19 protein-coding genes and 1 riboswitch are annotated in these 17,873 nt (G+C 43.2%); of the genes, 8 read left to right on the top strand and 11 right to left on the bottom strand.

The features are described 5' to 3' along the window. Positions 1-44 precede the first annotated feature (44 nt). Genes gmuD through AC0OMU_RS10585 form a run of 4 tightly spaced genes read right to left on the bottom strand, consistent with a single transcriptional unit; the run spans position 45 to position 3,450 of the window. Positions 45-1,442 (bottom strand): 6-phospho-beta-glucosidase GmuD, encoded by a 1,398-nt coding sequence (gmuD, locus tag AC0OMU_RS10600; RefSeq protein WP_474241165.1) that lies wholly within the window; start codon positions 1,440-1,442, stop codon positions 45-47. Between the two features lie 17 nt (positions 1,443-1,459). Then, positions 1,460-2,788 (bottom strand): PTS cellobiose transporter subunit IIC, encoded by a 1,329-nt coding sequence (celB, locus tag AC0OMU_RS10595; RefSeq protein ID WP_474241164.1) that lies wholly within the window; start codon positions 2,786-2,788, stop codon positions 1,460-1,462. Between the two features lie 18 nt (positions 2,789-2,806). Next, positions 2,807-3,139 (bottom strand): PTS sugar transporter subunit IIA, encoded by a 333-nt coding sequence (locus AC0OMU_RS10590; protein WP_474241163.1) that lies wholly within the window; start codon positions 3,137-3,139, stop codon positions 2,807-2,809. Continuing rightward, positions 3,139-3,450, bottom strand: a complete 312-nt coding sequence (locus AC0OMU_RS10585) for a PTS sugar transporter subunit IIB (RefSeq protein ID WP_014112863.1) — start codon at positions 3,448-3,450, stop codon at positions 3,139-3,141. Before AC0OMU_RS10585 ends, AC0OMU_RS10590 begins: the two co-directional genes overlap by 1 nt. Positions 3,451-3,626: 176 nt before the next feature. Then, a riboswitch (purine riboswitch) is annotated at positions 3,627-3,726 on the top strand. Positions 3,727-3,781: 55 nt separating this feature from the next. On the opposite strand from AC0OMU_RS10585, the gene pbuE reads away from it, so the two are divergent. Then, positions 3,782-4,948: a purine transporter PbuE gene (pbuE, locus tag AC0OMU_RS10580; RefSeq protein WP_003234105.1), complete on the top strand. Its 1,167-nt coding sequence runs from the start codon at positions 3,782-3,784 to the stop codon at positions 4,946-4,948. A gap of 12 nt (positions 4,949-4,960) precedes the next feature. On the opposite strand, the gene AC0OMU_RS10575 is transcribed toward pbuE, so the two are convergent. Beyond that, positions 4,961-5,581, bottom strand: coding sequence for a YdhK family protein (locus AC0OMU_RS10575; RefSeq protein ID WP_181218393.1), 621 nt, complete (start codon positions 5,579-5,581; stop codon positions 4,961-4,963). Positions 5,582-5,723: 142 nt separating this feature from the next. Further along, positions 5,724-6,701 (bottom strand): HD domain-containing protein, encoded by a 978-nt coding sequence (locus tag AC0OMU_RS10570; RefSeq protein ID WP_181218370.1) that lies wholly within the window; start codon positions 6,699-6,701, stop codon positions 5,724-5,726. A gap of 81 nt (positions 6,702-6,782) precedes the next feature. Between AC0OMU_RS10570 and AC0OMU_RS10565 the strand changes: the two genes are divergently transcribed. Together AC0OMU_RS10565 and AC0OMU_RS10560 are read left to right on the top strand one after the other, a co-directional pair. Then, on the top strand, positions 6,783-7,265 hold the full coding sequence (locus AC0OMU_RS10565; protein ID WP_181218368.1) for a GNAT family N-acetyltransferase: 483 nt from the start codon (positions 6,783-6,785) through the stop codon (positions 7,263-7,265). 17 nt (positions 7,266-7,282) lie between these two features. After that, the gene (locus tag AC0OMU_RS10560; protein WP_181218366.1) at positions 7,283-7,780 is read left to right on the top strand and encodes a YdhH/YoaO family protein; all 498 of its coding nucleotides are present in this window, start codon (positions 7,283-7,285) and stop codon (positions 7,778-7,780) included. A gap of 74 nt (positions 7,781-7,854) precedes the next feature. Here AC0OMU_RS10560 and fra read toward each other — a convergent pair whose 3' ends face one another. Next, entirely contained in the window at positions 7,855-8,226 is a 372-nt protein-coding gene (gene fra / locus AC0OMU_RS10555) for an iron chaperone frataxin (RefSeq protein WP_181218365.1), read from the bottom strand. A 331-nt stretch (positions 8,227-8,557) separates the two neighbouring features. On the opposite strand from fra, the gene phoB reads away from it, so the two are divergent. Together phoB and AC0OMU_RS10545 are read left to right on the top strand one after the other, a co-directional pair. Beyond that, a complete protein-coding gene (gene phoB / locus AC0OMU_RS10550) occupies positions 8,558-9,946 on the top strand; it encodes an alkaline phosphatase PhoB (protein ID WP_015382905.1) in 1,389 nt (462 codons plus the stop codon). Between the two features lie 65 nt (positions 9,947-10,011). Further along, complete coding sequence (locus tag AC0OMU_RS10545) at positions 10,012-10,722, top strand: membrane lipoprotein lipid attachment site-containing protein (RefSeq protein ID WP_181218361.1); 711 nt, start codon at positions 10,012-10,014, stop codon at positions 10,720-10,722. 38 nt (positions 10,723-10,760) lie between these two features. On the opposite strand, the gene AC0OMU_RS10540 is transcribed toward AC0OMU_RS10545, so the two are convergent. The 3 genes from AC0OMU_RS10540 to AC0OMU_RS10530 form a co-directional block, all read right to left on the bottom strand. Further along, positions 10,761-11,948 carry a macrolide family glycosyltransferase gene (locus tag AC0OMU_RS10540; protein WP_047182166.1) on the bottom strand — a complete coding sequence of 396 codons (1,188 nt, stop codon included), beginning with the start codon at positions 11,946-11,948 and terminating at the stop codon, positions 10,761-10,763. A 162-nt stretch (positions 11,949-12,110) separates the two neighbouring features. Then, complete coding sequence (locus AC0OMU_RS10535; protein ID WP_474241162.1) at positions 12,111-13,373, bottom strand: glycosyl hydrolase family 18 protein; 1,263 nt, start codon at positions 13,371-13,373, stop codon at positions 12,111-12,113. Between the two features lie 126 nt (positions 13,374-13,499). Beyond that, complete coding sequence (locus tag AC0OMU_RS10530) at positions 13,500-14,174, bottom strand: GntR family transcriptional regulator (protein WP_038828168.1); 675 nt, start codon at positions 14,172-14,174, stop codon at positions 13,500-13,502. A 248-nt stretch (positions 14,175-14,422) separates the two neighbouring features. Between AC0OMU_RS10530 and AC0OMU_RS10525 the strand changes: the two genes are divergently transcribed. Then, the gene (locus AC0OMU_RS10525) at positions 14,423-15,160 is read left to right on the top strand and encodes a sulfite exporter TauE/SafE family protein (protein WP_015482876.1); all 738 of its coding nucleotides are present in this window, start codon (positions 14,423-14,425) and stop codon (positions 15,158-15,160) included. 36 nt (positions 15,161-15,196) lie between these two features. Here the strand turns inward: AC0OMU_RS10525 and AC0OMU_RS10520 are convergent, their stop codons facing one another. Continuing rightward, positions 15,197-16,405, bottom strand: a complete 1,209-nt coding sequence (locus tag AC0OMU_RS10520; protein ID WP_474241161.1) for a Bcr/CflA family efflux MFS transporter — start codon at positions 16,403-16,405, stop codon at positions 15,197-15,199. Between the two features lie 208 nt (positions 16,406-16,613). On the opposite strand from AC0OMU_RS10520, the gene AC0OMU_RS10515 reads away from it, so the two are divergent. Together AC0OMU_RS10515 and AC0OMU_RS10510 are read left to right on the top strand one after the other, a co-directional pair. After that, a complete protein-coding gene (locus tag AC0OMU_RS10515; protein ID WP_072557150.1) occupies positions 16,614-17,108 on the top strand; it encodes a MarR family transcriptional regulator in 495 nt (164 codons plus the stop codon). A gap of 15 nt (positions 17,109-17,123) precedes the next feature. Beyond that, positions 17,124-17,753: a nitroreductase family protein gene (locus AC0OMU_RS10510; protein WP_003234135.1), complete on the top strand. Its 630-nt coding sequence runs from the start codon at positions 17,124-17,126 to the stop codon at positions 17,751-17,753. Positions 17,754-17,873: the final 120 nt, after the last annotated feature.

Genomic DNA, 17,873 nt, shown 5'->3' with positions numbered 1-17,873 from the left:
ATTCGTTATGATGATTGCCGGAAGATCTTGACCTTTAGGAAAATCTAGAAACCGCTATGCTCAGCAACCTTTTTGAACCATTTTCCGCTCTTTTTGACGGTTCTTTCTCCGTCTTTCTCAAGATTGACTGATACAAATCCGTATCGGTTTTTATAGGCATTTGTCCAAGACCAGTTGTCCATGAACGTCCATAAGTGATAACCTTTTACGTTTGATCCTTCCTGTATGGCGCGGTGAATCCATTTGAGGTGCTCTTTTATAAATTCAATCCGGTAATCATCTTGAATGATGCCTTGTTCATCCCTGAAGCGCTCTTCACTTTCAACCCCCATACCGTTTTCAGAGATAAAACACTCGATGTTGCCGTAGTTTTCTTTTAAATTAATCAAAATATCATAAACGCCTTTTTCATAGATCTCCCAGCCGCGATGCGGATTCATTTTGCGGCCCGGCATGACGTAGGGATCAAAATATCTGTCCGGTAGAAAAGGAGCGTCGGGATTCGGAAGATGTTCTTTCGCTTTCACACGTCTCGGCTGATAATAATTCACTCCCAACAGGTCAACCGTGTTCTTTTTGATGATGTCAAGATCTTCAGCGTTGTAATCTGGCATAAAGCCTTCATGCATCAAAATGTCAACCAGCTCTTTGGGAAATTCGCCTTTGACAGATGGATCTAAAAAAGATCTGTTAAAAAACGCGTCTGCGATTTCCCCGGCTTTCACATCCGCCGGATGGCTGCTTCTCGGGTATGAAGGGGTCAAATTTAAGATGATACCGATTTTTCCGTCCTGCTTCATCTCCCTGTAAGCCTGAATGGCACGGGCACTTGATAGCATCGTATGAAATCCAACCTGGACGGCCTCTTTAAAATCGACCTTGTTTGGATAATGAAAATCATATAGGTATCCGCCTTCTACGGGAACGATTGGTTCATTATGCGTGAACCATTTTTTCACCCGGCCGCCAAACAAACGGAAGCAAGTTCTTGCATAGTTTTCATACGCGTCAACCGTCTCTCTGTTGACCCAGCCGCCGATTTTTTGAAGCGCCATCGGCATATCGAAATGAAACAAATTGACAAAAGGTTCAATTCCGTTAGCGATCAACTCATCAATGACATTGTTATAGAAATTTGCGGCTTTATCGTTGATCTCGCCCGTTCCGTTTGGTATTAAACGTGACCAGGAAATCGACATCCGGAACGAGTTGTGGCCAAGCTCCTTCATCAGCCTGATATCTTCTTTATAGTTGTCGTAAAATTGGGATGTGTCTGCGGGGCCGACATGATCAAAAAAACGATGCGGTTCTTTTTCAAACCAATAATCCCATATATTCTGGCCTTTTCCGTCTCTGTCGGCGGCACCCTCCGTTTGTGTTGCTGAAGCCGATGATCCCCACCAAAAATCCTTTGGAAAACGATATTTTTCTGTTTGTGCCAAGTCTCTCTCCCCTTATGTCACATTTTTATGCTGTTATCATTTTGCTGAGCAGCTGAATCCTGCACAGCCTGTTCTTTTTCTTTTGCCAGATTTAATTTATCCATTGCTTTTAGGAACGGAAACCAGATCACGAAGACAATCAGCAGATTGATAAGCTGCATCACGCCCCCCATGATTGAGTTCGTCGCCATGATGCCATTAATGAATAATGGAACCGTCCACGGCACCGTCACACCAGTCGGAGGCGGAACGAGCCCGGCTGACATAGCCAGATAGGTGACGAGCGTAACAACCATCGGTGCCAGCACCCAAGGCACAATAATGATCGGATTCATGACAATCGGAAGCCCGAAGATAATCGGTTCGTTTACGTTAAAAATACCGGGGGCGAGGCCAAGTTTTGATACTTGCTTCATCTGCCTGCTTTTCATGAATATGAGAATGGTAAACACAATCGCAAGCGTCATCCCGGTTCCGCCCATCCCTACTGTATAAATCTCCATAAACGGTTTTGAAATAATATGAGGGATTTCTTTTCCCGCCGTGTAAGCAGAAAGGTTTTCTACCTGCAATGTATTCCAAATCGGATCCATCACGGAGTTGATAATGATCTGTCCATGCAGTCCGAAAAACCAAAGAATTTGAATGAAAAACACGGCAATCAGCGTTGGGATGATACCGCTTCCAAGTCCGACAAGCGGAGCCTGTATCGCGTGATAAATGACGTCGTGCATATTTGTTTTAAAAAACAGAGTCACCATTACGTTAATCAGCAAAAATACAGTCAATGTGATAAAAGCCGGAATAAGTGCGGCGAATGATTTTGCTACAGCAGGCGGAACGCCGGCTGGCATTTTGATTGTCAGGTTTTTTTGAACAATTCTTCTGTAAATTTCACCAGAAAGAAATGCCGTAATCATCCCAAGAAACATCCCTTTTGCACCGAGACGGTCGACCGGGATAACCCCTGTAATGGCATCTCCTGTTTCTGGCTGAATGATAAATGGCGTTAAGAGCAAAAAGGAAACCAAAGCGATCGCTCCGCCAAATACAGCTTCGACCTGATAGCTTTTTGACAGGTAATAGCCTATCCCGAACACAACAAAGACAGACATAATGCCCATTGTCGCCGTGGAGGCAATGCCGAAATGAGACTGAAACGACGTAAGCATTGAGGCGTTCATGATTTTGTTTAGAAACGGCAAATTCGTTAACACGACAAAAATGGACCCGAATATCGTCAGCGGGAAAGCCAGCATAAATGCATCACGCAGCACTTGCAAATAGCGGTTATTGTTTAACCTCCCTGCAATTGGAACAAGGAATTGGCTGATTTTCTCGAACACCCTATCCACCCCGATTATTTATAGATTCTTGGTTTTAAAGAGATCAAGCATCTCTTTCACTAATTCTTTCATGGATAATGTTGACATCAGATGATCCTCTGCATGCATGAGCAGCAATGAGAAAGCTTGTGCTTCTCCGCCGGATTCCTTCTGTATCATTTGAAAGTGAATGGCATGGGCCGCGGATAAATCCTGCTCAGCCTTGGCAATGAGGGCATCCGCCTCATCCTTGTTTCCTTCTTTGTAGGCGCGCAGTGATTGTATGATGCAGCTGCGGGCATTGCCGCTGTGCAGGATAAGCTGAAAACTGATTTGTTCATCTGTTAAATTCGTGATTTTCACCTGTTCCATTATTGATTCTCCATTAAGGACAATGCCTGCTCATACGCTTTTTTCCCATCTGCCATTCCGTATGCCATCATGTCAATGACTTCAACCCGAATGTTGTATTGATCCGCCTCTTTTTGGAGTTCGCTTTTCAGAAAGCTCATTTGCGGACCGATCAAAACGGCATCCGCTTTTCTCATGTCTTCTTTTGCTTTATCCTGGCCAACAGCCCAAATCTCCGCTTCCTCACCGATAGACTGTGCGTATTCCTTCATTTTTGTCACCAATAAACTGGTAGACATTCCTGAACTGCACGCGAGTAATATTTTTTTCAACTGCTATCCCCCCTTGTGATTAAAACGCTTACATGGATTATTATAGTCATTTATCTTTAAATGTCTATACTTTTATAAAATAAATATAATCATATACTTGTCCGGTTCATCATTTTGTAAATTTTTCTATGGAAGATTCATTCATAATGTGGTACACTCATCAACGGAAACGAATCAATTAAATAGCTATTATCACTTGTATAACCTCAATAATATGGTTTGAGGGTGTCTACCAGGAACCGTAAAATCCTGATTACAAAATTTGTTTATGACATTTTTTGTAATCAGGATTTTTTTTATTTATCAAAACATTTAAGTAAAGGAGTTTGTTATGAATTTCAAAGTTTTCCTGCTTGCAGCTTCTACGATTGCAGTCGGATTGGTTGAGTTAATTGTGGGGGGAATTCTTCCTCAGATCGCAAATGATTTAGACATTTCCATTGTTTCAGCCGGACAGTTGATCAGTGTGTTTGCGCTGGGATATGCAGTGTCTGGGCCGCTGCTTTTGGCATTGACTGCGAAGATTGAGCGGAAGCGCTTATATCTAATTGCTTTATTTGTTTTCTTCCTTAGCAATCTTGTCGCCTATTTCAGCCCTAATTTCGCAACACTGATGGTATCTAGGGTATTGGCAGCAATGAGTACAGGGCTGATTGTTGTGCTTTCTTTAACAATTGCCCCGAAAATTGTAGCGCCTGAATACAGAGCCCGCGCAATCGGAATTATTTTTATGGGTTTCAGCTCTGCTATCGCATTAGGCGTGCCGCTCGGAATCTTAATCAGCGATTCCTTCGGGTGGCGGATTTTGTTCCTTGGCATCGGCCTGTTGGCGCTGATCTCCATGCTGATTATTTCAATCTTCTTTGAAAGAATACCGGCGGAGAAAATGATTCCTTTCCGGGAACAACTCAAGACGATCGGTAATCTGAAAATCGCGAGTTCACACCTCGTCACGATGTTTACATTAGCTGGCCACTACACGCTTTACGCTTACTTTGCGCCGTTTTTAGAAGAGACTCTTCACCTGAGCTCTTTCTGGGTCAGCATTTGTTATTTCCTTTTCGGGATATCTGCTGTATGCGGAGGCCCTTTCGGAGGAGCGCTATCTGACCGGCTTGGTTCCTTTAAGAGCATTTTGCTGGTGACCGGTTCCTTTGCCATCATTATGTTCTTACTGCCGCTGTCTACATCGTCTATGATTTTCTTTTTGCCTGTCATGGTGATTTGGGGTCTTCTGAGCTGGAGCCTCGCCCCGGCTCAGCAAAGCTATTTAATTGAAATTGCACCTGATTCGTCTGACATTCAGCAAAGCTTTAACACGTCGGCCCTCCAAGTCGGAATTGCCCTTGGCTCAGCCATTGGCGGTGTTGTTTTGGATCAGACGGGTACTGTAGTGTCAACAGCATGGTGCGGCGGGTCAATTGTGATCATCGCTGTCCTGTTTGCTTTCATTTCTTTAACAAGACCTGTTCAGACAGCAAAAAAATCCTCCTTGTAAAAGGAGGATTTTTTATGATTTAGCTGAAAGCTCATCTTCTATGACCCATTTGTGGTTTTTCACTTTTTCGCCGCTCGTTGTCGATGTATAGTCAACCATGTATACAGTTGTTTTTTCCGCGGAGTCGATCTCGGCTGTTGCTCCTTTCATGCCTTTCATATGAGAAGCCTCTAAAATCACCTGATCTCCGGGATGTAACGTTTTATCTCCGGTATCTTTGATTTCTTCTTGGATCACCCATTTATGATGATCCACACGCTGTCCCCCATTAGTCGGAGTATAAGAAACAACATACGCCGTTGTATCATAGGCGCCTGTTACCGTAGCTTCGGCACCTTTCATGCCTTTCATATGGGAAGTATTGATGGTTACCTGGCTGCCTACTTTGTATTTCGGATTTTTAGATTCCTGTAATCCCTCTGGAACGTCAGCTGATCCGGAATGGTCCATCTCTTCATGTGTTGAGGAGTCTGAATGATTGTCATGTGTGCTTTCTTTCGTACTGTTGTTATTGCCGCATGCTGATAAAACAAAAACAAGAGATAACATCAGAATTCCCAGTGCATTTTTAGAGATTTTCATGTTCATTCTCCTTTGCTTCATTTTTTTCCTGTAACTTTTGCCCGCAGACAATGAAAACATGGCCTCTCGATAATACTATACCCCCGAACGGTATGTAAATACGCTGATATTCTCATAAAGCGTTCCCGCAGTTTGTCCTATTCCCCTTTGTTTGCAAAGCCAAACATGAAAAAAAGCCGCTGTCAGGCGGCATTTACTGATTTAAGATTTTTATATACACACCTTTTTTTGCTTTTTGATAAGCGGCCTCACCCATTTTCCTCACCTTTTCAGAAGCATCTGAGGATTTGATCCATTCGTCATCAAGAAAAATGGATGGATCGATTAGGCGCATTTTCTTCTTTTGATGGAAATCGTACTGGATGTCATCCTCTATTACTTGTATGCCGGGATGAATAGATGTAAGCAAGCCCAGGACTTCTTCATTTTTTGATGCACGCAGGATGTTCAGTACCTCTTGGTCCGTTTTCAGCAGATCCTCTGCGGATATGACATCATGCCGCAACGCTGCCTTCAATGCTCGCGCTAAATACTCATATCCATATACATTCACGGGATTCAAAAAGAAATCAATCACTTCCTTGTAGTACACACTGACAAACCATTCGGCGGCTTCAATACTATCAGGAAACATCCTTCCGTTTCTCACAATAAGATGATCCAAAAAGGTTTGCGCTTCGTGCAGGCTAATGTGTCCATATCGGTACATATCACGCAGCGTATAGTCTGTCCGATCAGCACACAGCTCCGGTGCGGGCTGTTCGAGCAATGTCCACCTTGAATCGTCAGATAAAAGTTCTTCAGTATGATAGCCGTATTTTTTTAGAACGTCCGGGATTTCAGAGTGAACAATGACTTGTTGAAAGATGTTTTCATGATAGTCTTCTGCTTGATTTTCAAAGACAACGTCGACCACATGAGAAAAAGCTGTGTGTGATACGTCGTGGAGCAGACCCGCAATCTGTTCTTCTATCGTTCCTCCGAGCTTTTTGATGAGGAGCATTACGCCGATGGAGTGCTCATACCTGGTCACATTCCACTTTCGATTGACTAAAAAGCTTGCTCCGCCTTGATAGATTCCTTTTAATCTTTGCACAGGAGCGCTTTTGATAAGCTCTTCCAGCACTCCGTCTATATGGTGCTGCCCGTAAATGACATCGCTGATTTCCATGCCGTCACCTCAACATCTATTTTTTTGTTATATATTGTTTATATTGATAGTACATATGCAATCTTTCAATAGAGGAGTGTTATGATGATCATCATCCCAAACAATGAGATAGCGAAACATATGTTGATCGATTTTTTTGCCAAGCATTGGGGTACATCCGAGATGGCGATTTCCAGCGGCATTTTTCGGTGTGATGAATTAGATGGATTTGCCGCAGTAAATGAAAGCGGCGAAATCATTGGCTGTATTACATACTTGATAGATGGGAAAGATTGTGAAATTATTTCATTAGATAGTATGATTGAAAATAAAGGAATCGGCACAGCTTTACTTCAGCAGGTTGAAGAGACGGCTAAATATGCACATTGTCAACGAATAAAGCTTATCACAACGAATGATAATGTACATGCGATGGCGTTTTATCAAAAGAGAGGCTATCAATTCGCCGCAGTGTTTCCGAACGCAGTTGAAAAAGCGCGCCGACTCAAGCCGGAGATTCCCGAGGTGGCTGAAAACGGCATTTTGATTCGGGATGAAATTCTATTTTCGAAGGTAATTGATTAAACGAATAGGAGTCTTTTATGTCCAGTCATTATAAATACCCTCTCATTTTCACGGCATTCCTATTAATCGCTTTCTGCTTGATCTTTTTTTCCTATCACCTGATTCATCATGTTCGTTTGGAGTATCCGAATTGGCAGGGAGAAAGCAAAGACCAGAATTGGGAAGCTGTTTTCAAAAAAAATGAAGATGCACCAAATGAATACAGCGGCGAACTTTATTGGATCGGTGAACCACATGAAACAGACAACACTTATTTGGAATCACTGATTGTAAAAAAGGATGATGAAGTTCTGCTGAGTTCTGACACGGAAATCCCGATGCATGATTATGCTGGAGGCACTTTTTCTGATGGAAGCGCAAAAGAAAAGTCCGTTTCTTTTTTAGAGCGGTTAGATGAACATGAGCTTGAAGGCCATGATATTACGATTGAAGTGAAATGGAAACAAGGTAATCATTATTCTGCGAGTCAGCTTACGTTCAATGAAAAGACCTTGTTTGATGAAAAGCAGCAATAGATGATCAAAACGAAAAATAGACAAATGAAAAGGCATAGCATATTTTATACAGCTCATATATTATGCCTTTTTCTTCATTTCCGCCAAAAAGTGGAGCAGTCTGCCTTATCCCGAATATTAAACTCAATCATGTTCTCAAGTAGCGTGTAATCAACTGGACCGTTCCAAGGGATACGTATTAGCTGCTCGGTGTAGTCATATCCTGCCTTCACAATATCATCCGCTACGTGCGCTATCGTTACTTTTTCAGGAGCGACAGCTAAATGCTTTTTAGAAACACTAAAGCCAATAATAAATGTACCGTGATCCGTAAACATCGGCTGGTTCCATTTTATTTCTGTATGTAAATTTGGATATTTATCTTTGATCCAAGTCAACACCTCTTCCGTTCTTTCTCGGCGGAACGGGTCATCAATCCCCGCTAAATACTCAGAAAAAACGTCCATGTTGTTCCCTCCTAAAATAAAATGATGCCACTCCATATGAATTGCTCAGACATGTGCTTACACAATACCTCTTTCCAACGTAATACTTTAAATTGTTCAAGATGTAAGCGGGTTGCTTCTATGCCGACTATAGCAGATTTCAGTCCGCCTATCCACGGCCAGTATCTATTCCTCCCATTTATTTCTTTAGTACTATCACTCTTTCCTTCTTTTGATAGCAGTTCATTATTCTTGTAAATCCAATCTTTAAAATCGATTAATACTAGCTTAACAGTTTAAAAATATAATTGGGTTGTCATTGAGATTCATCTATATTTAGGAGGTTATCCAGTTGAAAAAATTCCCGAAGAAATTACTGCCTATCGCGGTTTTATCATCAATTGCGTTCAGCAGCTTAGCCAGCGGCAGTGTGCCTGAAGCCAGCGCCCAGGAAAAGAAAAAGGGGAACCACGACGAAATTAAGAATGTTATTGTTCTGATTGGTGATGGTATGGGTGTTTCTTATACGTCCGCTTATCGATACTTAAAGGATAATAAAAAGACAAAAGTTGTGGAGCCTACGGCTTTTGATCAGTATCTTGTCGGCCAGCAAACAACTTACCCCGATGATCCTGAACAAAATGTAACGGATTCTGCAGCGGCGGCAACGGCTATGTCTGCGGGAATCAAAACATACAATAATGCCATAGCCGTGGATAACGACGGGTCAGAAGCCAAAACGGTGCTTGAAGCTGCGAAAGAAAAAGGAAAAGCAACAGGACTTGTGGCCACTTCAGAAATTACACACGCCACTCCGGCCTCTTTCGGTTCACACGACCACAGCCGAAAAAATATGAACTCAATTGCGGATGATTATTTTGATGAGATGGTCAACGGCAAGCACAAAATTGATGTCCTTTTAGGAGGGGGAAAGAGCAATTTTGACCGTAAGGACCGTAATTTGATTAAAGAATTCAAAAAAGCGGGGTACAGCTATGTGGATAACCGCAAGGACATGCTGAAAAACAAAGACAGCCAAGTTCTCGGCCTATTCGCTGACGGCGGCCTGCCTAAAAAGATTGACCGGACGAAGGATATTCCATCACTTAAAGATATGACAAACACAGCCATTAAAAAATTAAACAAGGATAAAGACGGATTCTTCCTCATGGTGGAAGGCAGCCAAATTGACTGGGCGGGCCATGACAATGATATCGTCGGCGCCATGAGCGAGATGGAAGACTTCGAACAAGCTTATAAGGCGGCTATTGATTTCGCTAAAAAAGACAAGCACACATTGGTTGTCGCAACGGCTGACCACTCAACCGGCGGATATTCCATCGGTGCGGACGGCATCTACAATTGGTTCAGTGAACCCATTAAAGCCGCAAAACGCACACCTGACTTTATGGCAGAAAAGATCGCTGACGGCGCGGATGTTGAAAAAACTTTGAAAACATATATCGATCAAAAAAAATTGGCTTTAACAAAAGCCGAAATTCAATCTGTTGAAGAAGCGGCAAAATCGAAGGAAGTACTGGATATCGATAACGCAATCGAGAACATCTTTAATAAACGCTCTCACACTGGATGGACAACAGGCGGACATACCGGTGAAGATGTTCCCGTCTATGCATACGGTCCGTCTAGTGAGACATTTGCCGGCCAAATCGACAATACAGAAATCGCCAAAAATGTCTTCAAAGCTTTACAATACAATATTAAGATTAACGATAAGTAAAAGAATACAAGGTGTCCCGTTGCTTGTATGAAGTAACGGGATCTCTTTTTAATGGAGGAATCATCATGAGAAGAATTCTTTCAATTTTCGTTTTTGCTATCATGCTTGCGGGCTGCTCATCAAACGCCAGTACTGAAAAACAGCATGCAAGCGGGGAGAAAACAGTAAAAGCTGAGCCGCAAAGCACTGCATTCCAGAAGGACAGCACAGATGATTATCAGCCTAATTCCCAGGTAACTGATGACCGGTCATTGCTTAAGGTCGGCCAAACGTTTTCAGATGATAAAGGAAAAGCTGTCTTAAAAGATATCAAACAAGTGAACAAAACCTATAAAATTGGCGACGTGGAGTTAACAGTAAAAGAAATGAAGCTGATCCACTTGCGCCCGGACTACAGCATGATTGATTACTTTCATGAGTTAACACACGATGAAGAGTTTGATTTTGTTAAGGTTTTCGTTGATATCAAGAACACCTCTTCAAAAAATGTAAATGTTGCGCCGATTGCATTGATGAAAACAAATACGGGGGAAACCTTTGATTGGAACAAAGATATTTATCTTGAAGAGTTAAACGGCGAATTGGAAGGCGGCGCCGAAAAGTCCGGAAATCTCGGCTTTATTGTGAACGCTTCAAGCGGCCATGCTCATGATAAGGCCGCGGATGCTGAGAAGAAAACAAAAGAGATTAAGTGGATCGAAATCACGACAAGTGACGTCTTTGACCATAACCATAAGAAAATCAGTGATGCTCAAAAAATCAAAATCAAGTTTTAAATCAAGAACTCCCGTACAAGGTACGGGAGTTCTTTTTCTTATTTGTTTTTTTGGCGAATCAACTCATCAATCCGCTCCATCACTTCTTCCATGTCCATACATTCTTTGAAGCTTTGATTGATTTTTTTAATGCCTGCCGTATACTGATCGTTGCGCAAAACCTCATCTACGGCTTGTTTTAATATTTGGGCATTGACTTCATCTTTAGAGATGACATAGCCTGCATGGAGTTCAGAGAGACGCTGCGCCACCATCGGCTGATCCTTGTCATGAGGCATGACAACCAGTGGCACGCTGAAATGAATGCCTTCGTTTACGCTGTTCATTCCGCCGTGTGTAATGAAAACATCCGATTGCTCCAGCACTTCCAGCTGAGGGACATACGGAGCAATGATAAAGTTTTCCGGCGCCTGCTTTAATTTTTTCAGGTCCGCTTTTTCTCCGGCAGCGATGACGACTTTTCCGTTAAAGCCTGAAAATGCATCAATACAAAGGTTGAAGAAATCCTCTGTATGATCCAGTACAGTCCCCATTGAAATATAAATGACCTTCTCATCTTTTAGCTGTTCAATCGGGAAATCTATTTTTTCCGCTCTCTTTGGAAAGCTCGGCCCGATAAACAGACATTCATCCCCGAAACGATCACTTTCTGGCTGAAAATAACGGCTTGTATACACTACGTTCAATTCCCCTTTATTGTTCATGAATTGAACTAGGTTTTTCGGGGCAACACCGTACGTTTCTTTCATTTTTTCCAAAAGGTCTTTGCACTCTTGATCCAATTCAAGCGGCGCTCCAGACTCCGGATGCAACGGCAGGATTTTCAGGTGCTCCTCGCCAAACAAGAAAGACGCCGATGAAGAGACTCCTGGAATATCTAAGTAATCCCTTACCAATTCCCCCGCGCCGAATTTATCATAATAAACAAAATCAAATTGAATGCTCTTAGATAAGTCTTTGACAATCTGTAAAATGTCCAATGACGTTTTGATATGGATTTTCACGAAATCAAGAATGCCATTGGGCGAACCGACATGAATAGGTGTCGTTCGCAGCAGATCCCGGTGAAGATGGACCGTTGCTCCCGCTGCTTCTAATCGTTTTTTATATTTTTCAGTGGATATATAATGGACATCATATCCCTTATCGGAAAACGCTTTTGTAATGCCTAAGGTAGGATTCACATGGCCTTCCGCAGGAAAATTCAAAATCAATACTGTCTTCATGTAGACAACTCCCTCTCAAATCGTATTCTGACTCTTTGTTTGATCAGACTACTACTAATCGTAAAATGGGAACACAACCCATGCAAGGTACAAATGAATGAACTATTCTGCTGCTCTGGACTTAATCAAAAAAAAAAGACACCCAAGCTCTGGTGTCTTTTTTTATACTTTTCTGATCGTAAAAAATTTCCGCAGAAGCCATGGGCCCGGTGTAAAGCCCAGCGTTAACTGCCAAGCGCCAATAGCCTGCAATCTGTATTCGCGGACGATCTGCATCTTCCGGCTCATGCTCCTGACATCCTCAAACCATACCTCATGCGTCCGCCCCTGCTGATCACTGTACCGGAAAAACGGTGATTGATATTCGGCTGAATATTGTATCGGGGCTTGGTACCTCATCGCTCTTTCGATTGCGTTTTGATTTGAAATCGCTGAAGCAACTGTGCCCGGCTGATACGGGATGATCCAGTCGTACCCGTAGAGCGGGACTCCGATAATGATTTTTCTGCTCGGCACCTGCGCAATCGTAAACTCAATGGTTCTCCTTATTTCAGTAATCGGCGCTACAGGACCCGGCTCACTTCCGGCATGATGCCAATCATAAGCCATGATAAACATATAATTAACAACCGCTCCTATTCCTCCGTAATCATAGCCTCTCAGCCAGGGGATATTATCGCTTGTTTTTGCCGGAACAGCTATCGTCAGCACATATCCTCCCGCCTGAAGGCGATCTCTCAGCTGACGCAAAAAACCAGTGAAAAGGTCACGATCCTCGGCGCTCACCTGTTCAAAATCGATTGTCACACCGCCATATCCCCTTGTGGAAACTAAGTAATAAATATTGTTGACCAGATTGGTTCTCGCTGTCGGGTTGTTCAGGACTTGGTGAACGAGTTCTGTACTGAATCCTGTTGATGTAAGGTTTGTTATGGTCGCAAGCGGCGTCACCCGTCTTTGCCAAGTTGTCTCGATAGCAGCCGCATCATTCAATTGGTTTGCAATGTCGCCGTTCGGTGCAATATGGTATTCGAAAATCGAAATTGAAGACGAGTATGGCGCATAATCATTGATCAGCTCCCGATCGAGGTCAGGATTTCGGAGCACGTAAAAACTTAATGTTCCCGCAATGTAATTTGAGATCGAAGGAATCGTTATTTTTGCTCCCACTTGTAAAGCATTTGGGCTGATGCCCGGATTGGCGGCTCGCAGACGCTCTAATGGCACAAACGCTTTAGCTGCAATGGCGGTAAGCGTATCTCCCGGCTGGACTGTATATACATAAAGAGGGATAAGCAGAGCCTGCCCCGGCACGATATTCGTTTCATCTAAACCATTCACACCCCGTATTTGATCAACAGAAGCACCGTATCTTCTGCCTATCGAAAACAAAGAATCACCAGGCCCGACGATATGGATAAACATGTTTAACCCCCATTATTCGTTAGTCAAACCATCATAAAATCTTATTAACGGGGCCTCTTAGATATGTGGTGAATACATAAAAAAATACCAAGGGTTCTGCTCCCCCTTGGTACCGGATTATACAAATCAATTCTCTTTTCCTTCTTCAAGCACATGCTTCAAATGCTCACAGTCATGATTGAAATGAGCCAGCACATGCTGTTTGGCTGCTTCTTTGTTTTTCTTTTTCACTTCTTCAAATATCCTGCGGTGCTCACTCAGTATCGTTTCTGCACGGTGGTCGCCGGTATAATTAAGGATTCTGCAAAAATGAATCAGATCATTTACATGCTCAAGCAAATTTTTCAAATGTCTGTTATGGCTGAAATCAACCAGCAGCTCATGAAATTTTTGGTTTAAACGAATGATTTCCGTATCTTCCGTGCCGTTGTGAATCGCCTTCTCTGTTTCTTCAAGCTGTTTTTGGAGTATGGTCAGCTCTTCTTCGTCCGCTTCGTCTATGACTAATTCGACTGCCAGCTGCTCCAGCGGAATTCTGATTTTATAAATCTCATCTACATCTTTTGCCGTTAATGACGTGATCGAAAACCCATTTCGGTCATCTGCTTTTAACAAACCATCTTTCTCAAGCAATCGCATGGCTTCCCTTATCGGAGAGCGGCTGACGCCAAAGCTTTTCGCCAGCTGTGTTTCGTTTATCCGTTCCCCAGGCTTAAAAGTCCCGTTAAAGATCATTTTTTTCAACTGGTTATAAAATTGCAGGTAGTAGGGAGTCGGCTTATCTAATTTAAAATCGTCCATATATAATACCTCATTTGAATATATTCAAGGGCTTTTCTTCATCAAAATCATATAACAGATGGTAATGGGAAGCAACAAACTGCCTTGTCAGATCCCAGAATTTGAGGTACGATATGTTTGCTGAACGACGGTCGACGGACTACTGGCAACTGAAAAAACGGCGTGTTTTTCTTCGTCAATAGGACACCATACCTCCGCCAGAATAGCGCACGATTACATTTTTACATCTTTTCAATGGAGGAAAAAATATGCTCATTATTCTTGTTATGTTTCTTCTAGGAATTATTTTAGGCTTTATTGGCGCCGGTGGAGCCGGCTTTGTCATTGCCCTTTTAACGCTTCTTTTCCATATCCCGATTCATACGGCTTTAGGCACTTCGCTTGCCGGCATGGCTTTTACAAGCTTATCAGGGGCATATAGCCACTATCGCGAGGGCAACATTCAAATGAAAATCGGCTTAATAGTCGGAGGCTTTGCTGCGGTTGGCTCATTTTTCGGCGCCAAGCTGACATCTTTTATTCCGGCTGATTTGCTTCATTATTTGACGGCTGGAATGTTATTTTTATCAGCAATTCTCATTTTAATCAGATTATTTATTTTAAAAGAGAAGGCTCAAGTGAATCAAAGCACTCTTTCAACGTATACGAGAGCGGTCATCTTAGGAATTGTAGCCGGCGTTCTTTCCGGCACATTCGGCATAGGGTCGGCACCTTTTATTCAAATCGGTTTAATGATTATGCTGAATCTGTCCATTCGCCATTCTGTCGGAACGACGATGCTTGTGATCATCCCTCTGGCTGTAGGTGGAGGCATCGGATATATCACAGAAGGTTTTGTTGATTATGTATTGCTGATCAAAGTTCTGGTCGGGACAATGTGCGGTGCCTATGTAGGCGCAAAATTCACCAACCTTATGCCAAAGGTGGTTTTGAAATCAGCCATCTTTTTGACTCCGGCGATTGCAGGCCTACTGTTATTATTCTAAATAAAACAAAAAACCTGACGTCATGTCAGGTTTTTTTTATGAATTCTGCCCTACTCGTTCTTTCGTTAATCCAAAAAACGCCAGTGAGCCGATGACAGCTGTTACAAACATGATGGCTCCCATCGGAACGGCTGTTGTCTCATTAATGCCTACAAGCGGTGACACGATTGAACCGAGGAGCAGCGGAAGCATTCCAAGCAGCGCACTTGCACTTCCGGCGCGGTGCCCCTGCCTTTCCATGGCCAAGGTAAACGTGCTGGTCAGAACCATGCCGATCGTAATCATGTAAATGAAAATGGATATGACTAATGTAGCAAGAGGACCGTGAATCATGGTCATGGTTAATAGCACAGCCGTCGCAATCACAGCCGTAATGACCGCTATACGAAGCAGGCTTTTTTCATGAATGATTCCGCCAAAGCGTCCGATGATAAAGCTGCCCGATATAATCGCCAGTCCGTTAATGCCAAAAAGAATACTAAATACCTGCGGAGACACCCCGTAGATATCCTGGTATACAAAAGGCGTACCAGACACATATGCAAAGCTTCCCCCGTGAATAAATCCGACAGTTAACGCGTACCCCATAAAGGACCGATCCTTCAGCAGGCTGCCCATCGTTTTGACGGATGTTCCGATTGAGCTTGGAATCCGTTTTTCCGGCGGAAGCGTTTCTTTTAACCTCAATGCAATCAGAAGAACTAGTAAAAATCCGATGATCATGAGAACGTAAAAAATTGTATGCCACGTTGCGAACGGCAAAAGCAAAATGGCACCGCCTGTCATAGGCGCAACCATTGGCGCCACCGCGGTAATGACCATTAGCAGCGAGAAAAATTTAGAAAGCTCTCTTCCGGTAAACACATCGCGGACGATTGCGCGAGACAGCACAAGCCCTGCAGAAGCAGTGAAGCCCTGTAAAAAACGCGCAGCCACTAAAGTTGTTATATTGGGCGACAGTGCACAAAACAGAGAAGATAACGCAAATAAAAAAATACAGATTAATAGCGGTTTTCGTCTTCCCTGCGCATCGCTGACCGGCCCGACAATCAGCTGGCCGATCGTAAGTCCGACCAGACAGGCTGTTAAACTTAACTGAACAAGTGAAGCACTTGCTGATAAATCTTCCGCGATTTCAGGAAAACTTGGCAAATACATATCTATATTAAGCGGGCCCAATATAGCAAGCATGCCGAGCAGAAACGCTAGTGCCAAGCGTTCTTTTCCAGTTGGATTGTGCAGCATGTTATCAAACCTTCCCTTCAACCTAGTCCCTTATATAATGGATGTCAGCTCCAACTATGGATTGGAGCTGTGAAACATTTGTATATTGTATCATAACTTTCAGCCTGTGAAAGCCGCTTGAGCATGGGCTCGGCAAAGTGATATTCCTCTGGGAGGTTTTTCGAAGATGCAAATGGCTTGCAAGATGAAATCATTCGTTGTATATTAATTGACGTGTCAATCATTGATATATCAATTAATAGTTTTGACAGGAAAGAAGGGATGGGTTTTGGCGTCATTTTGTTCAGAGGAAGCCGAGATTTTATATCAGCTGCAAGGCGTGAACAAGGTGATTGGCGTGAAGTTCGAGGCATGCACGGGCATCAGCCAATCTCGTTTGGAATTGCTGACATTGCTTTATCATGCAGATGAGATCAGTCAAAGCGACCTTCAAAAGAAAGTAAATATCGATAGCGCAGCCGTTACCAGACACCTGAAACAGCTGGAAGCCAAAGGCATGGTATCAAGGCGGCGCAAGCCTGAGGACAACCGCATCACCCTTGTTCGGTTAACAGACCAAGGAAGAGAGCGAATTGAGTCTTCTAAGAAGGAAAAGGAGCGTTTCATGAAGGAAATGCTCGCAAATGTAAGCGCAGAAGAACGCCGCCTGCTCATTGATGTGCTGGCGCGCATGCGAAACAATATAGATAATATCGAAGCTTAAGAGGAGTGTATCAACATGATCAAAACAAACGATTTTATGGAAATTATGAAAGGCCGCCGTTCTATCCGCAACTATGATCCGGCAGTAAAAATCAGCAAAGAAGAAATGACAGAGATCTTAGAGGAAGCAACAACTGCCCCATCTTCTGTTAACGCGCAGCCATGGCGTTTTCTTGTCATTGACAGCCCGGAAGGAAAAGAAAAACTCGCACCGCTTGCAAGCTTTAACCAAACACAGGTCACAACATCATCTGCTGTCATCGCTGTATTTGCAGACATGAATAATGCAGACTACTTAGAAGAAATCTATTCAAAAGCTGTGGAACTCGGTTACATGCCGCAGGAGGTCAAAGACAGACAAATCGCCGCGCTGACCGCACATTTTGAAAAGCTTCCGGCACAGGTCAACCGTGAAACGATCCTGATTGACGGAGGTCTTGTTTCCATGCAGCTGATGCTGACTGCACGCGCGCATGGCTACGATACAAACCCGATCGGCGGATACGATAAAGAAAACATCGCGGAAACCTTCGGATTAGATAAAGAACGTTATGTACCGGTTATGCTACTTTCTATCGGAAAAGCTGCAGATGAAGGCTATGCTTCCTACCGTCTGCCGATTGATACAATTGCAGAATGGAAATAAAAACAAAGAGCCCAGGAATGTTTTCCGGGCTCTTTGTTTTTAAGTACAGCCGCCGTTTGATCGTCTGACCTTTTTCGGGTAACACGTCTGAAGTTAGTCGTTTAGTCATGAAAAAAGAGT

The sequence above is a fragment of the Bacillus sp. FAU18 genome, assembly GCF_056033885.1.
This window is presented reverse-complemented; position numbering and strand designations above follow the sequence as displayed.

Coding starts and splice junctions, on each gene's coding strand:
- AC0OMU_RS10590 (WP_474241163.1), bottom strand. CDS start 3,139: ATGGAACAGGTGAAAATCACGAATTTAACAGATGAACAAATCAGTTTT.
- pbuE (WP_003234105.1), top strand. CDS start 3,782: ATGAATTTCAAAGTTTTCCTGCTTGCAGCTTCTACGATTGCAGTCGGA.
- AC0OMU_RS10570 (WP_181218370.1), bottom strand. CDS start 6,701: ATGGAAATCAGCGATGTCATTTACGGGCAGCACCATATAGACGGAGTG.
- AC0OMU_RS10565 (WP_181218368.1), top strand. CDS start 6,783: ATGATGATCATCATCCCAAACAATGAGATAGCGAAACATATGTTGATC.
- AC0OMU_RS10560 (WP_181218366.1), top strand. CDS start 7,283: ATGTCCAGTCATTATAAATACCCTCTCATTTTCACGGCATTCCTATTA.
- fra (WP_181218365.1), bottom strand. CDS start 8,226: ATGGACGTTTTTTCTGAGTATTTAGCGGGGATTGATGACCCGTTCCGC.
- AC0OMU_RS10545 (WP_181218361.1), top strand. CDS start 10,012: ATGAGAAGAATTCTTTCAATTTTCGTTTTTGCTATCATGCTTGCGGGC.
- AC0OMU_RS10540 (WP_047182166.1), bottom strand. CDS start 11,948: ATGAAGACAGTATTGATTTTGAATTTTCCTGCGGAAGGCCATGTGAAT.
- AC0OMU_RS10535 (WP_474241162.1), bottom strand. CDS start 13,373: ATGTTTATCCATATCGTCGGGCCTGGTGATTCTTTGTTTTCGATAGGC.
- AC0OMU_RS10530 (WP_038828168.1), bottom strand. CDS start 14,174: ATGGACGATTTTAAATTAGATAAGCCGACTCCCTACTACCTGCAATTT.
- AC0OMU_RS10525 (WP_015482876.1), top strand. CDS start 14,423: ATGCTCATTATTCTTGTTATGTTTCTTCTAGGAATTATTTTAGGCTTT.
- AC0OMU_RS10520 (WP_474241161.1), bottom strand. CDS start 16,405: ATGCTGCACAATCCAACTGGAAAAGAACGCTTGGCACTAGCGTTTCTG.
- AC0OMU_RS10510 (WP_003234135.1), top strand. CDS start 17,124: ATGATCAAAACAAACGATTTTATGGAAATTATGAAAGGCCGCCGTTCT.